The sequence below is a fragment of the Streptomyces glaucescens genome (assembly GCF_002154375.1).
Taxonomy (GTDB): domain Bacteria; phylum Actinomycetota; class Actinomycetes; order Streptomycetales; family Streptomycetaceae; genus Streptomyces; species Streptomyces glaucescens.
The window spans coordinates 1-13,490 of record NZ_MUND01000076.1; the positions used below are offsets into that span (position 1 = coordinate 1).

Below are 13,490 nucleotides of genomic sequence, written 5' to 3' on the forward strand. Positions count from 1 at the left end.
CCCTGGAGGAGGTGGCCGCCCCGGGTGTCCAGGGCGGCCACCTCCTCCAGGGAGGCGAGGGAGACCTTGTCGGCGGACGGGTAGCCGAAGCGGACGTCGTCGAACTCGACCGCGACCGGGCCGTCCGGCACCGGGCGGGCGTCCGGCCGGTCCTCGATGAGCGGCTTCAGGTCCAGCACCTCGAAGACCCGCTCGAAGCTGACGAGGGCGCTCATCACCTCCACGCGGGCCCCGGCGAGCGCGGTGAGCGGGGCGTACAGCCGGGTGAGCAGCAGGGCGAGGGCGACGACGGCGCCCGGCTCCAGGGTGCCGCGCAGGGCGAGGGCGCCGCCGAGGCCGTAGACCAGGGCGAGCGCCAGGGCGGAGACCAGGGTGAGGGCGGTGATGAAGGCGGACTGGGCGGTCGCGGTGCGGATGCCGATGTCCGCGACCCGGCGGGCCCGCTCGGCGAACTCGCGGGACTCCTCCTCGGGGCGGCCGAACAGCTTGACGAGGGTGGCGCCGGGCGCGGAGAACCGCTCCGTCATCCGGGTGCCCATCGCGGCGTTGAGCGCGGCGGCCTCGCGCTGCATGCGGGCCATCCGGCGGCCCATCCGCCGGGCGGGCACCACGAACACCGGCAGCAGCACCAGGGCGAGCAGGGTGACCTGCCACGACAGGGTGAGCATCACGGCGAGCGTGAGCACCAGGGTGACCACGTTGCTGACCACGCCGGACAGGGTGTTGCTGAACGCCCGCTGGGCCCCGATGACGTCGTTGTTGAGACGACTGACGAGCGCGCCCGTACGAGTGCGTGTGAAGAACGCGACCGGCATGCGCTGCACATGATCGAACACAGCCGTCCGCAGATCGAGGATCAGTCCCTCGCCGAGCGTCGCCGACAGCCTCCGGCCGAGGATGCCGAGGGCCGCCTCCACGACCGCGATGAGCGCGATGAGCAGGGCGAGCCGTACGACGGTGTCCTGGTCGCCGTCCGACACGAGCGCGTCGACGACCTGCCCGGCGAGCACGGGGGTGGCGACGGCGAGCAACGCGGTGGCCACCCCGAGCAGCACGAACAGGGCGATGCGGTGGCGGTGCGGGCGGGCGAAGGCGCCGATGCGGCGCAGGGTGGCGCGGGCGAAGGGGCGGCGTTCCTCTTGGGCGTTGAGGACGCTGTGCAGCTGCGTCCAGGCCGTGGTCTCCATGCTCATGACGCCGACGCTAGGACCTCGACCGAGCTTCAGGTCAAGACCGGGCGGGCGGCCGCCGACCGGACGGGCGTCCGTAAGCCGCCGTCCCCGCGTCCGCAACCCGCGGTTGAGGCGGTACGGCGAACCTCTCCCGGTGTGACAGCGATACGGCTCCCCCGGCGCGTCCCGCTCCGCACCCTGCTGTGCCTGCTGCCGCTCGTCCTGGTCGCCGTCCTGGCGGTGCGGCACCGGGCCGTGCTCGCCGACGGATTCGGCCATCTCGCCACGGCCCGCCCGTCCTGGCTGCTGGCCGCCGCCGTGGCGACCTGCCTGACCTGGGTGGCTGCCGCCTTCACCCGGCAGGGCGCGGTCGTCGAACGGCTCCCCCGGTGCCGGCTGCTCGCCACCCAGTTCGCGGCGGGCGCGGCCAACCACCTGCTGCCCACCGGGCTCGGCGCGAGCGCGGTCAATCTGCGGTTCATGACGGTGTGCGGGCTGCCGCTCGCCCGCTCCTCGGCGGCGCTGGCGCTCTACCTGCTCGCCGAGAGCATCGGGCGGGTGGGACTCCTGGCCGGCCTGCTCATCGCCTTCCCGGACGCGCTGCGGCTCGGCCCGCTCCTCCCGGCGGGCGCGGTCGGCCCGCTGCTGCTCACGCTCGGCGCGGCGGCCGGGCTGGCAGTGGCCGCCCCGCTGTGCGTACGGCGGCTGCGCGCGGCCGCCGGCTCCTTCCTGCGCACCGCGCTGGGCGAGGCCCGCGCCGTCCACAGCCGCCCCTCCCGGGCCCTCGCCCTGTGGGGCGGCTCACTGGCCTTTCCCGCGCTGCAGGCCGCCGGGCTGGTCGCGGTGGGGCGGGCGCTGGGACTGCCCGTGCCGCTCGGGCACATCGCCGTGGCGTACCTGGCGGCGACCGTCGCCGTCGCGCTGATCCCCACCCCGGGCGGGATCGGCTCGGTGGAGGCGGCACTGATCGTGGCCCTGGTGGCGGCGGGTGGGCCCGCGGCGGTGGCGACGGCGGTGGTCCTCGCGTACCGCATCATCACGGTCTGGCTGCCGCTGCTGCCGGGGGCACTGACGCTGGGGGCGCTGGTGCGGCTGAGGGCCATCTAGGACTCCGCCCTGGTGGGGAGGCAGGCGAGTGCCTGCGCCCCCGCCGGGCGCGGACCGGTGGGGGCGGATCGCGCAGTTCCCCGCGCCCCCGGGTGGGTCGAACCCGCCTGGACGTGATGCGGGCGGCGCCATGACGAACAGGCTACGGAAACTCCCCTGGGCACGGAGAACCGCGCGACCAACCCCCACAACCCGCACCCGACTACACACCGCACCCCACCACCACCGCAGGGGCGCGGGGAACTGCGCGACCAACCACCGCCGACCCGCACCCGGCGACACACCACACCCCACCACCACCCCAGGGGCGCGGGGAACTGCGCGACCAACCACCCACCGCCCGCACCCGGCGACACACCACACCCCACCACCACCCCAGGGGCGCGGGGAACTGCTCGACCAGCCACCCACAACCCGCACCCGGCGACGCACCGCACCCCTACCCCGCGAACCCAGCGGAGCGCCGCCTCACCACGGCACAGCGCGGCCGTCGCGGAAGAAGCCGCCGGTCGGGCCACTGTCGGGGAGGGTGGCCGCCCAGACGACTCCGGCGGCGCCCTCGGGAACCGGCCGCCCGCCGCCGCCCATGTCGGTGGCGGTCCAGCCCGGGCAGACGGCGTTGACCAGCACCCCACGCCCGCGCAGCTCTCCGGCGAGCAGCCGGGTGAGGGCGTTGAGTGCGGCCTTGGAGACGGCGTAGGCGGGGGTGCCGCCGGTCATGCCCTGGAGGGAGCCGGTCTCGCTGCTGACGTTGACGATCCGGGGGTGCGGGCTGCGTTCCAGCAGCGGCAGCAGCGCCTGGGTGACCCGCCAGGCGCCGAACAGGTTGGTGTCCAGGGCTCGTTGCACCTCGTCGAGATCGGCGGTGCGGGCCCGGGCCCAGCTGTCGTAGAGGATCGCGGCGTTGTTGACGAGGACGTCCACCCGGCCGAGTTCCCGGGTGACCGTCTCGGCCATGGCGGCGACGCTCGCCGCGTCGGCGACGTCGAGCTGGACGGGGACGACCCGGGTGCCGCCCGGGTCGAGGCGGCCGGCGGCGGCCCGGCCCTTGGCGAGGTCGCGGGAGCCGAGGACGACACGGTGGTCCCGGTCCGCGAGTTGCCGTGCCACTTCGTAGCCGATGCCGCGGTTGGCGCCGGTCACCACGGCGACGGGCGGGCCCTGCGGGGTGCCGGTGCGTCGCGCTGCCACTGGGTTCCTCCTCCGTGTGGGACAGTGCGCACCGTAGCGTGCCACCGCGGACGTCCGGGAAGGGTTGCCGCCATGCCGGTCCGCACTGTTCGAAATGGCCCTGTCACCACGGTGATTCTCGACCGCCCCGAGGTCCGCAGCGCGGTGGACGGCCCCGAGGGCGGCCGAACTCTCGTTTTTGTCAGGGGAGTTCGAGGAGGCGCGGGTGGTGGTGCTGTGGGGTGCGGGCGGCACGTTCCGCGCGGGTGCCGGTCCAAGGCGCTGGGCACCGGGCGGGGCAACCGGGTCGCGCCGGGCCGGGCCCGCGCCGAGGCTGAGGAACCGGCCGCCGCGATCGCCCGTTTCCCCCAGGGCCGCCCGCGCGCCGACCGCGCCTCGGTGCTGGACCAGGAGGGCCTGGACGACGAGGCGGCGCTGCGCGGCGAGCTGCGCCATGGCTCGGGCGGGGCGGCACGGATCGTTCTCGGAGCGGTGACCGCGAGGCCGGCGTCACGGGCCGGTGTCAGCGGGCCGGTGTCAGCGGGCCGTCACCCGCACCGGACCGCCCTTCGCGTCGACCCGGTGGGCCCAGCGGGCCGTCAGCGTCAGGGACCGGCCGGCGGCTGCGCCGCGCACGCGTTCCCGGTGCAGGACGCGGTCGTCCTGGGTGATTTCGAGGAGCGGGCGGGTGAGCCGGGACGCCGTGCGCAGGGTGTACGGCAGGGTGTCGGCGGGGGTGACGCGGCTGGGGGTGATCCAGCGCAGTGGCGGATCGAGGATGAGCGGCACCCCTTCCGGCCAGGCGGCCCCCGACCCGGCTGCGGCGCCGGCCCCGGCTGCGGCGAGCGCGGCGGTGACCGCGGCGGCGGCCAGCGTGCCCTCCCGGGCGGCCGTGGCCGCCCGCTCGACGGCGTGCAGCAGGTTGCCCGCGGCGAACACGCCGGGCCGCGAGGTGCGCAGGGCGCCGTCGACGGCGGGGCCGCGCGTGCGGGGGTCGAGGGTCAGGCCGCCGAGGCGGGCGAGTTCCTGCTCGGGCACGAAGTCGCCGGTGAACACGACGGTGTCACAGGGCAGTACGGCCGCACGCCCGTCGTGGTGGCGGATCCGGACGCCGGACAGGCGGCCGTGGCCGAGGAGTTCGGCGACGACGGTGCCGGTGAGCAGCGGGACGCCCCGGCGCAGCCGGGTGTCGAGGGCGCGCGCGGGTGCGGTCCGGTGGGCGGGCAGGTCGGTGACGAGGGCGACGACTTCCGCTCCGGCGCGGCGCACGGTGTCGGCGGCGGCGTAGGAGACGTCCTCCGCGCCGACGATCACCGCGCGGGTGCCGATCGGCTGCCGGTAGAGGTGCACGGCCTGCTGGAGTTCGCCGGTGGTGTAGACACCGGCCGGGCGGGTGCCGGGGACCAGACGGGCCGCGCGGGGGCGTTCGCGGGCGCCGGTGGCGAGGACGACGGCCCGCGCGCGGAGGATCTCGGGGCCCTGGGGACCGACCGTGGCGAGGTCCAGTGGGCCGGCCCAGTCGAGGGCGGTCACTCCGGTGCGGACGGCCGCCCCCGCGCGGACCGCGGCGTCCGCCAGTTCCCGCGCGAGGCGGGGCCCGGTCAGCGGACGCCGCCACGAGCCGAACCCGCCGTGCGCGCAGGTCCGGGGCACTCCGCCGGGCGTCCGTTCCCGCTCCAGCACCTCGACCCGGCCCGCGCCGCGCGCGGCGAGCGTCGCGGCGGCGGTGAGCCCGGCGGGTCCCGCGCCGACGACGAGCACGTCGACCTGGCGTACGGCGGTCATGCGCGGCCTCCCTCCACCGTCGCGCCGGACCCCGCCGAACCGTCACGGCGGCCCTCCTCGAACAGCGCGCGCACGGCGGCCCCGCAGTGGAAGCCCTGGCAGCGGCCCGCACGGGCGCGGGTGCGGCGGCGCAGTCCGTCGAGGGAGCGCGGCGGGACGGGGCCGGCGAGGGCGTCGCGGATCTCACCCAGGGAGACCCGTTCGCAGTGGCAGACGAGGGTGCCGTAGGACGGGTCGGCGGCGATCAGGTCGGCGCGCTGGTAGGGGCGCGGGAAGGCCTCGCCGAGGTTGGGCATGCGCACCGGCTCCAGGTCGCGGGCGGGGCCGGGGTCGAGGCCGGTCTCCCGCAGGAGGGCGAGGACGTGTTCGGCGAGGGCCGGGGAGGCGGTGAGGCCGGTGGAGCGGATGCCGCCGACGGTGACGTATCCCTGGCCGGGGTGGGCGCGGACCCGGTAGTCCTCGTGCCCGGTGGCGGCGCGCAGCCCGGCGTAGACGGCGGTGACCTCCTCGTCGAGCAGGGCGGGCAGGACCCGGCGGCCCTGCTCGCGCAGGGCGGCGAGACCGTCGGCGGTGGAGCCGGTGGCCCGCTTGTCGTCCAGGTCCTCGGCGGTGGGGCCGAGCAGGACGTTGCCGTGGACGGTGGGGGCGACCAGGACGCCCTTGCCGAGGGCGGTGGGGACGGGCAGCAGGATGTGCCGGACCAGGGGGCGGGCGAACTTGTCGTAGACGAGGAGCTGGCCGCGGCGCGGGGTGACGGTGAAGTCGTCGTGACCGAGCTGCCGGTCGAGGGTGTCGGCGTGCAGTCCGGCCGCGTTGACGAGCCGGTGGGCGCGCAGGGTGCCCCGGGTGGTGGTCAGCTCGTGGACGCCGTCCCGCCGGGTGGCCTGCTCGACGCGGCACTCGAGGTGCAGGTGGACGCCGTTGCGGACGGCCTGGGTGGCGTAGGCGAGGGTGGTGGTCCAGGGGCAGACGACGGACTCGCCGGGGACGTGCAGGGCGCCGAGCGCGCCCGGTCCGAGGTGCGGTTCGCGCGCGTACAGTTCGGCCGGGCCGAGCAGGCGGGTGTCGTGGCAGTCGTTGCGTACGGCCTTCCGGGCGAGCCGGGGCAGGGCGGCGAGCTGTTCCTCGTCCCAGGCGACGAGGAGGGCGCCGACCCGTTCGACGGGGATGCCCGATTCGGCGGCGTAGGCGGTGAGGAGCCGGGCGCCCTCGCGGACCAGGCGGGCCTCCAGGGAGCCGGGGACGGCGTCGAAGCCGGTGTGCAGGATGGCGGTGTTGGCCTTGGAGGTGCCCTGGCCCACGTCGTCCTGCGCCTCGACCAGCGCCACCCGCAGACGGGGGTGCCGGGCGAGGGCACGGGCGATCGCGCTGCCGACCACGCCCGCGCCGACGACGGCGACGTCGTACGGCTGCGGAGGCAGTGGCCCCTCGGTGGTGACGACGGTCATGCGGGCGCCCCGTCGAGGAGGGCGGTCACGGCGGCGCGGAAGCGGGCGCGGCGTTCGGCGGCCTGGTCGGGGCTGATGCGGGGCTCGTGGACGGCGGACGGTTTCCAGTCGGGCAGGGCGTCCGCGAGGTCGAGCCCGGGGGTGGCGCCGAGCCGGGCGAGGGCGCCCGCGCCGAGTGCGGTGGCGTCGGGCAGGGCGGACACCTCGACGGGGCGTTGCAGCAGGTCGGCCTGGGTCTGCAGGAGGAGCGCGGAGCGGGTGAGGCCGCCGTCGACGCGCAGTGTGTCCAGCGGGGCGCCGAGGTCGTCGGCGGCGGCGTCGGCGAGTTCGGCGACCTGGGCGGCCAGGCCCTCGCACAGGGCGCGCACCAGGTGGCCCGGGCCGGTGTCGAGGCCGAGTCCGGTGAGCGAGCCGCGCAGGTCGCCGCGCCACCAGGGGGCGGCGAGTCCGGCGAGGGCGGGCACGAAGGTGACGCCGCCGCTGTCGGGCACGCTCCCGCCGACGGTGTCGAGGTCGGCGGCGCCCTGGATGACGCCGAGGTCGGTGAGCCAGCGGACGGCGGAGGCGGCGGTGTAGACCTGCCCGTCGAGGCAGTAGCTGGTGTGTCCGGCGAGCCGCCAGGCGACGCAGCTCACCAGGCCGGAGGTGCCGCGGCGGGGCCGGTCGCCGGTGTGGGCGAGGAGGAACGCGCCGGTGCCGTAGGTGCATTTGGCGCCGCCGGGTGTGGTGATGCGCTGGGCGAGCAGGGCCGCCTGCTGGTCGACGGCGAGGCCGGTGAGGGGGATGGGATCGCCGAACGCGGTGGTGGTGCCCACGTGCTGGGCGGCGTCGACGACCTCGGGGAGGCGTTCGCCGGAGAGGCCGTACACCTCCAGGGCCCTGGGGGACCAGGCCGCGCGGTCGAGGTCGAGCAGCTGGGTGCGGCCGGCGGTGGCGGCGTCGGTGACATAGGCGCCGGTGAGCCGGTGGACCAGCCAGGTGTCGCTGGTGGTGACCACGCCCTCGCTGGTCAGGTGACGTCGTATCCAGGCCATTTTCGGCGCGGCGAAGTACGGGTCCAGGGGCAGACCGGTGAGGTCGCGCAACTCCTCGGCGTGCTCGGCGAGTTCGGCGCACACCGACTCGGCGCGCCGGTCCTGCCAGACGAGGGCGTCGGTCAGCGGGCGGCCGGTGGCGGGGTCCCAGGCGAGGACGGTCTCGCCCTGGTTGGCGAGGCCGAGCGCGGTCACCGGTTCGCCGGCCTCGGCGAGCGCCCGGCGCCCGGCGTCGACCACCGAGTCGTACAGCTCGGCGGGGTCGGCCTCGACCAGGCCGCCGGGCAGGAAGCGGGGGCGGACGGCGGTGAAGCCGGTGCCGAGGATCCCGCGCTCGGGGCAGATCACCAGCGCCTTGGTGCCGGAGGTGCCCTGGTCGATGGCGAGCACCGGTCCTGTCATCGCGCCTCCCGCCCCGTGGTGATCACGGGGCGACAGCCTGCCGTCGCCGGCCACACCGCGTCAAGCGTCGCTGACCCACGGTCAGCACGCGGGGCGGCGTGGGGTCGTTTTCCCGGATGGCGAAACCGGCGTCTCATTCGGAACACACGCCTCTATAGTGACGGCCGACCGAACACGATCTCCTCAACCGCCGCTCGGGGGAGGGCTGTTGTCACACCACCTTGTCACCCTGACCCGCCCGTTGACCGGGGCGGGAGGGTGATGGCCAGAGACGGAGCACGTCCCGCCTACGATCCCGCCGGACCCGACACCGCCCTGCGCGCGGCCCTCCAGGAGGTGCGCGCCGGGCGCTGGATGTCCATGCGCACCCTGCTCGCGGAGACCGCGTCCTGGGGGCGGTGGACTCAGCGTACCCAGGTCCTGGCGGCGGCCGCCGCCGGTACCGATGTGGTGCGGGCCTGGCTCGCCGAGGAGCCGCACAGCCTGCCGGCCGCCCTGATGCACGCCCGGGTGGCCGTCGAGCGGGCCCTGCGCGCCCATCGCGAACGGCACGGCCGCACCACGGAGTTGTGGCACGAGGCGTGGCGGGCGAGCGACGCGCTGACGCGTGCCGCGCCGCACGACCCGGTGCCCTGGGTGTGTCTGCTGGCGCTGTCCCGGCTCGACGAGGAGCAGCGCTGGGCGGAGCACCGCGTGGCGCCGCCGGAGCCGATGCTGCCGCCCGGCCCGTGGGGTCTGCTGGCGGAGGCCGACAAGCGCGACCCGTACAACCGCGAGGCCCACCACCGGATGCTCCAGTTCCTGTACGGCCGTTCGGCGTCCGGACGGCTGGCGGAGGCGGCGGGCTTCGCGCACTGGGCGGCCGACGCGGCACCGCCGGGTTCGCCGCTGCATCTGCTGCCGCTGTATGTCCGGGTCGAGCGCTACCGGCGCGACGGCGGGCGGGACGCCGCGCTCGACCTGCACTGGGTCGCCGAGGACGCCTCCCGGGAGGCGCTGCGGGCGTTCCACGGGTGGTTCGAGCCGGCCACGGCCGCCGAGCGCGGCCCGCTCGACCTCAACCATCTCGCCCACGCCCTGTGGGGTGCGCTGCGATTCGCCGAGGCGGACCGGGTGTTCGACGCGGTCGGCCCGTACTGGACGCCGCTGCCCTGGACCCACCGCACCGCCGCGCCCGGCGACCACACGCAGGCCGCGGAGGTGTTCCAGCAGGCCCGCGCCCGCAGCAGGTCGGGGGCCCGGCGCCCCTGACGTCCCCTCGTTCCTCGTCTTCCAGGAGGTTCCGCATGTCCCGCACCACCCTCGGCGCCCAGCAGCAGGACGAGGAGCAACGCCTGCGCGAACTCGGCTACCGGCCGGTGCTCGCCCGCCGGATGGGCGGCTTCGGCAACTTCGCGATCAGCTTCTCGGTGATCTCGATCCTGTCCGGCTGCATGACCCTGTACGGCTTCGGCATGGGCGCGGGCGGCCCCGCGGTGATGCTGTGGGGCTGGGCGGGCGTCGGCCTGTTCGTGCTGTGCGTGGGCCTCGCCCTGGCGGAGGTCACCAGCGCCTATCCCACCTCCGGCGCGCTGTACTACATGGCCGACCGGCTCGGCGGCCGGCGCTGGGGCTGGTACACGGGCTGGCTGAACCTGCTCGGTCTGCTCGGTGCGATCGCCGGCATCGACTACGGCGCCGCCCTGTTCACCGGGGCGTTCCTGAACCTGCGGTTCGGGTTCGAGCCGACCCCCGAGAAGACCATGCTGATCTTCGTCGTGATCCTGCTGCTGCACGCCGTGCTGAACCTGTTCGGGGTCCGGCTGGTCAGCGTGCTCAACTCGATCAGCGTGTGGTGGCACCTGGCCGGGGTCGCGCTGATCGTCGGCGCGCTGGCGGTCGTCCCCGAGCACCACCAGTCGCCGTCGTTCGTCTTCACCGAGTTCGTCAACGACACCGGCTGGGACAACCCGCTGTACGTCGCCGCGATCGGCCTGCTGCTCGCCCAGTACACCTTCTCCGGCTACGACGCCTCAGCCCACCTCTCGGAGGAGACGGCGGGCGCCTCGGTGGCGGCGGCCCGCGGCATCGTCCGCGCCATCTGGGCCTCCTGGATCGCCGGGTTCGTCCTGCTCGCCGGGCTGACCTTCGCCATCCAGGACTACGACGCGACGCGGGCCAGCGAGACCGGGGTGCCGCCCGCGCAGATCCTGCTCGACGGGCTCGGCACGAACGGGGCGAGCGCGCTGCTGCTGGTGGTGATCGTGGCCCAGCTGTTCTGCGGCAACGCGGAGGTCGCCGCGGCCAGCCGGATGGTGTTCGCGTTCAGCCGGGACGGGGCGCTGCCCGGCTCGCGGCTGTGGCGCAAGGTCAGCGTCAGGACGCAGACGCCGGTCGCCGCGGTGTGGCTGTCGGTGGCGGTCGCCGCCGTGCTGGCGCTGCCGTCGCTGTACTCGGCGACCGCGTACGGCGCGGTGACCGCCATCAACGTCATCGGCATCACCCCGGCGTACGCCATCCCCATCCTCCTGCGGCTGCGCGCCGGGGACCGGTTCACGCCCGGCCCGTGGAACCTGGGCCGGTGGAGCAGGCCCATCGGCTGGACCGCGGTGGTGTGGGTGGCGTGTGTGACGGTGCTGTTCTGCCTGCCGCAGTCCTCGCCGGTGACGGTCGACACGATGAACTACGCGTCCGTCGCCCTCGCCGTCGTACTCGTGCTCGCCACGGTGTGGTGGTTCGTCGCCCGCCGTTCGTACGGAACGCCGAAGACCGCGGCGTACGGATCCGACCGCGACCAGGCGGAACTCGCCGAGGGCATCGTCTGAGCGGGGTGCGGCCGGACCCGGTCCCGGTACGAACTGGCGTGCCGGATACGGCAGGATGAACGGTCGCACATCCCGGAATCGAGCAGGTGACAACGTGACGAGACTTCACATCCGGCCGCCGGCGGCCCCGTTTGCCGCGGAACGTCCTTCCGGAGGTGACCGATGACCCGCGCGCTGACCCTGGACGACCTGATCCTCGCCGGCATCGCCCTGGCCGCGGGCCTGCTGGCCGCGTTCGTGCTGCGGCTGCTGCTGCGCTGGCTGGGCAAGCAGGCCGACCGCACCCGCTGGAGCGGTGACGACGTCATCGTGGACGCGCTGCGCACGGTGCTGCCGTGGGCGGCGGTGGCCGGCGGGGCGGCGGCCGCGGCGGCGGCGCTGCCGCTGACCCGGACCGTGCAGCACCACACCAACCAGAGCCTGACCGTGCTGCTGATCTTCGTGGTGACGGTGGCGTCGGCCCGGGTCGTGGGCAATCTGGTGCGGTCGGTGGCCCAGTCCCGCTCCGGCGTCGCCGCGTCCGCCACGATCTTCGTGAACATCACCCGGGTGATGGTGCTGGCGCTCGGCTTCCTCGTCGTGCTCCAGACGCTGGGCATCTCGATAGCGCCGATGCTCACCGCGCTCGGCGTGGGCGGTCTGGCGGTCGCGCTGGCCCTCCAGGACACCCTCGCCAACCTCTTCGCGGGCCTGCACATCCTCGCCTCGAAGACCGTGCAGCCGGGCGACTACATCCGGCTGAGCAGCGGTGAGGAGGGCTACGTCACCGACATCAACTGGCGGCAGACCACCATCCGCAACCTCTCCAACAACCTGGTCATCATCCCCAACGGGCAGCTCGCGGGGACCAACATGACCAACTACAACCGGCCGGAGCAGGAGCTGACCATCATGGTCCAGGCCGGCGTCGGCTACGACAGCGATCTGGAGCAGGTGGAGCGGGTGACCTGCGAGGTGGTCACCGAGGTGATGCGGGACGTCACCGGCGCCGTCCCGGACCACGAGCCCGCCGTCCGCTTCCACACCTTCGGCGACTCGCGGATCGGGTTCACGGTGATCCTCGGGGTCGGCGAGTTCAGCGACCAGTACCGGATCAAGCACGAGTTCATCAAGCGCCTGCACCGGCGCTATCGCACGGAGGGCATCAGCATCCCGGCCCCGGCCCGCGCGGTGACGCTGCGGCAGGGCACGGTGTCCATCCCGCAGCAGCGCGACGGCGCGGAGGAGGCGGGCGGCGTGTCCGCCGCCGTCCGCCTCGACTGAGCCGCTCCCGGGCCGGTCCCGCACCGCGCCGGTGGCCTACGGACGGATCACGTGCAGGGCCAGCGGGGCCAGGTACTCACCGGTGAGGGCGAACAGCCGGGTGCCGTCCGGGGACCAGATCAGCCCGTGCGGGCGCAGGGACGGGGCGGCGCCCGGGTCCAGGTCGACGACCCGCGACGGGGCGTCGGCCCCGGGCTCGAAGAGGAAGACGTCCTCGCCGTAGGACCGGTCGATGCCCGCCGCGATCGTGCCCTGCGGCGACAGCGCGACGGCGGTCGGGTAGGAGCCGGTCGGGTAGACGTGCTCCACCGACAGGTCGCCCGGCCGGAGGGCCAGGTGGTGGTACGGCGCCCCGCTCACCGCGAAGAGGGTGCGGCCGTCGGGTGACAGCGCCAGGTCGTGGACGTCGGAGATGCCGCCGGGGTTGTCCTTCGTGGTCCGCAGGACGGGCGCCCCGGAGGTCACGTCGTAGACGGTGACCGTGCCCCCGGTGGAGTGCTGGTCGGCGGCGATCACCAGGCCGGGCACGGTGGGCGAGGACAGCAGCAGCGGCGGGCCCGGCCAGGTGCCCGGGGCCAGGTGGGCCAGGCGTACCGCCGGACGGCGGCCCAGGGTGAGGGAACCGAGGTTGCTCTCCCACTGCTCGCCGTAGCTGAACCAGAGGGTGCCGTCCACCAGCGCGAGCCGTACCGGGCCGGTGGGGGCGCCGGTGCCGGTGGGGTGGCGCGCCTTCGTCCGGTACGTGGCGGTGTCGAGGGCGACGATGGCGCCACCGAGGCTGAGCGCGACGTACAGGGTGCGCGCGTCCGGGGAGAGCACCAGGTCGGCGGCGCCGGGCAGGCCGGTGACCGTCCGCACGATCCGGCCGTCGAAGTCGGTGACGACGACCGAGCCGCTGACGCGGTCGGCGATGTAGAGCCGCCGGCGCAGCGGATCCACGGCCGTGTCTGTGTGGTACTGGATCGGCAGGGTGGTCGTCGTGACAGCCGGGGTGGTCGTTGCGGCCGGGGCCGCCGCGGCGCCCGGGGCGGCCCCGAGCGGGGTGAGCAGGGTCAGGAGTAAGGCACCGAGCACGGCTCTGAGCCGGGTTCGTCGCATCGGGTCGTCGTCCTCACGTGCGGGCGCCCCCCACGGGCGCGATCGGCATGGACCGAGCAGGGCGACACCTGCCCCTTCCGGTCATGTCCATGCACGCGAGGTCGTGTCCTGGACCGTCCCCGATCGGGCACCCGCGGATTCGGACCCGGACCCGGCCCCTGTCGATCCGGAGCCGATCACGAGATATCTTGATGTCGAGCAATGTTG

At 75.0% G+C, this 13,490-nt stretch carries 10 protein-coding genes; 4 read left to right on the forward strand and 6 right to left on the reverse strand.

Annotated features, from left to right (window positions below; translation table 11 throughout):
* A partial coding sequence (locus tag CCN42_RS05960) for an ABC transporter ATP-binding protein (RefSeq protein ID WP_245877166.1) occupies positions 1 to 1,193 on the reverse strand: 1,193 nt, incomplete at its 3' end.
* A gap of 135 nt (positions 1,194 to 1,328) precedes the next feature.
* Between CCN42_RS05960 and CCN42_RS05965 the strand changes: the two genes are divergently transcribed.
* Complete coding sequence (locus tag CCN42_RS05965; protein ID WP_169731413.1) at positions 1,329 to 2,279, forward strand: lysylphosphatidylglycerol synthase transmembrane domain-containing protein; 951 nt, start codon at positions 1,329 to 1,331, stop codon at positions 2,277 to 2,279.
* Positions 2,280 to 2,747: 468 nt separating this feature from the next.
* Here CCN42_RS05965 and CCN42_RS05970 read toward each other — a convergent pair whose 3' ends face one another.
* The 4 genes from CCN42_RS05970 to CCN42_RS05985 form a co-directional block, all read right to left on the reverse strand.
* Complete coding sequence (locus CCN42_RS05970) at positions 2,748 to 3,470, reverse strand: SDR family oxidoreductase (protein WP_086733490.1); 723 nt, start codon at positions 3,468 to 3,470, stop codon at positions 2,748 to 2,750.
* A gap of 516 nt (positions 3,471 to 3,986) precedes the next feature.
* Complete coding sequence (locus CCN42_RS05975; protein ID WP_086733493.1) at positions 3,987 to 5,234, reverse strand: NAD(P)/FAD-dependent oxidoreductase; 1,248 nt, start codon at positions 5,232 to 5,234, stop codon at positions 3,987 to 3,989.
* On the reverse strand, positions 5,231 to 6,682 hold the full coding sequence (locus CCN42_RS05980; RefSeq protein ID WP_086733495.1) for an FAD-dependent oxidoreductase: 1,452 nt from the start codon (positions 6,680 to 6,682) through the stop codon (positions 5,231 to 5,233). Before CCN42_RS05980 ends, CCN42_RS05975 begins: the two co-directional genes overlap by 4 nt.
* Complete coding sequence (locus CCN42_RS05985; protein ID WP_086733497.1) at positions 6,679 to 8,118, reverse strand: FGGY family carbohydrate kinase; 1,440 nt, start codon at positions 8,116 to 8,118, stop codon at positions 6,679 to 6,681. Before CCN42_RS05985 ends, CCN42_RS05980 begins: the two co-directional genes overlap by 4 nt.
* A gap of 261 nt (positions 8,119 to 8,379) precedes the next feature.
* Between CCN42_RS05985 and CCN42_RS05990 the strand changes: the two genes are divergently transcribed.
* The 3 genes from CCN42_RS05990 to CCN42_RS06000 all read left to right on the forward strand — a co-directional run bounded on the left by CCN42_RS05990 (position 8,380) and on the right by CCN42_RS06000 (position 12,185).
* Positions 8,380 to 9,369 carry a hypothetical protein gene (locus tag CCN42_RS05990; protein ID WP_086733499.1) on the forward strand — a complete coding sequence of 330 codons (990 nt, stop codon included), beginning with the start codon at positions 8,380 to 8,382 and terminating at the stop codon, positions 9,367 to 9,369.
* 35 nt (positions 9,370 to 9,404) lie between these two features.
* Positions 9,405 to 10,922, forward strand: a complete 1,518-nt coding sequence (locus tag CCN42_RS05995) for an amino acid permease (RefSeq protein WP_086733501.1) — start codon at positions 9,405 to 9,407, stop codon at positions 10,920 to 10,922.
* Between the two features lie 162 nt (positions 10,923 to 11,084).
* Complete coding sequence (locus CCN42_RS06000) at positions 11,085 to 12,185, forward strand: mechanosensitive ion channel family protein (RefSeq protein ID WP_086733503.1); 1,101 nt, start codon at positions 11,085 to 11,087, stop codon at positions 12,183 to 12,185.
* A 36-nt stretch (positions 12,186 to 12,221) separates the two neighbouring features.
* Here CCN42_RS06000 and CCN42_RS06005 read toward each other — a convergent pair whose 3' ends face one another.
* A complete protein-coding gene (locus CCN42_RS06005) occupies positions 12,222 to 13,283 on the reverse strand; it encodes a YncE family protein (protein WP_143661856.1) in 1,062 nt (353 codons plus the stop codon).
* Between the last annotated feature and the right edge of the window lie 207 nt (positions 13,284 to 13,490).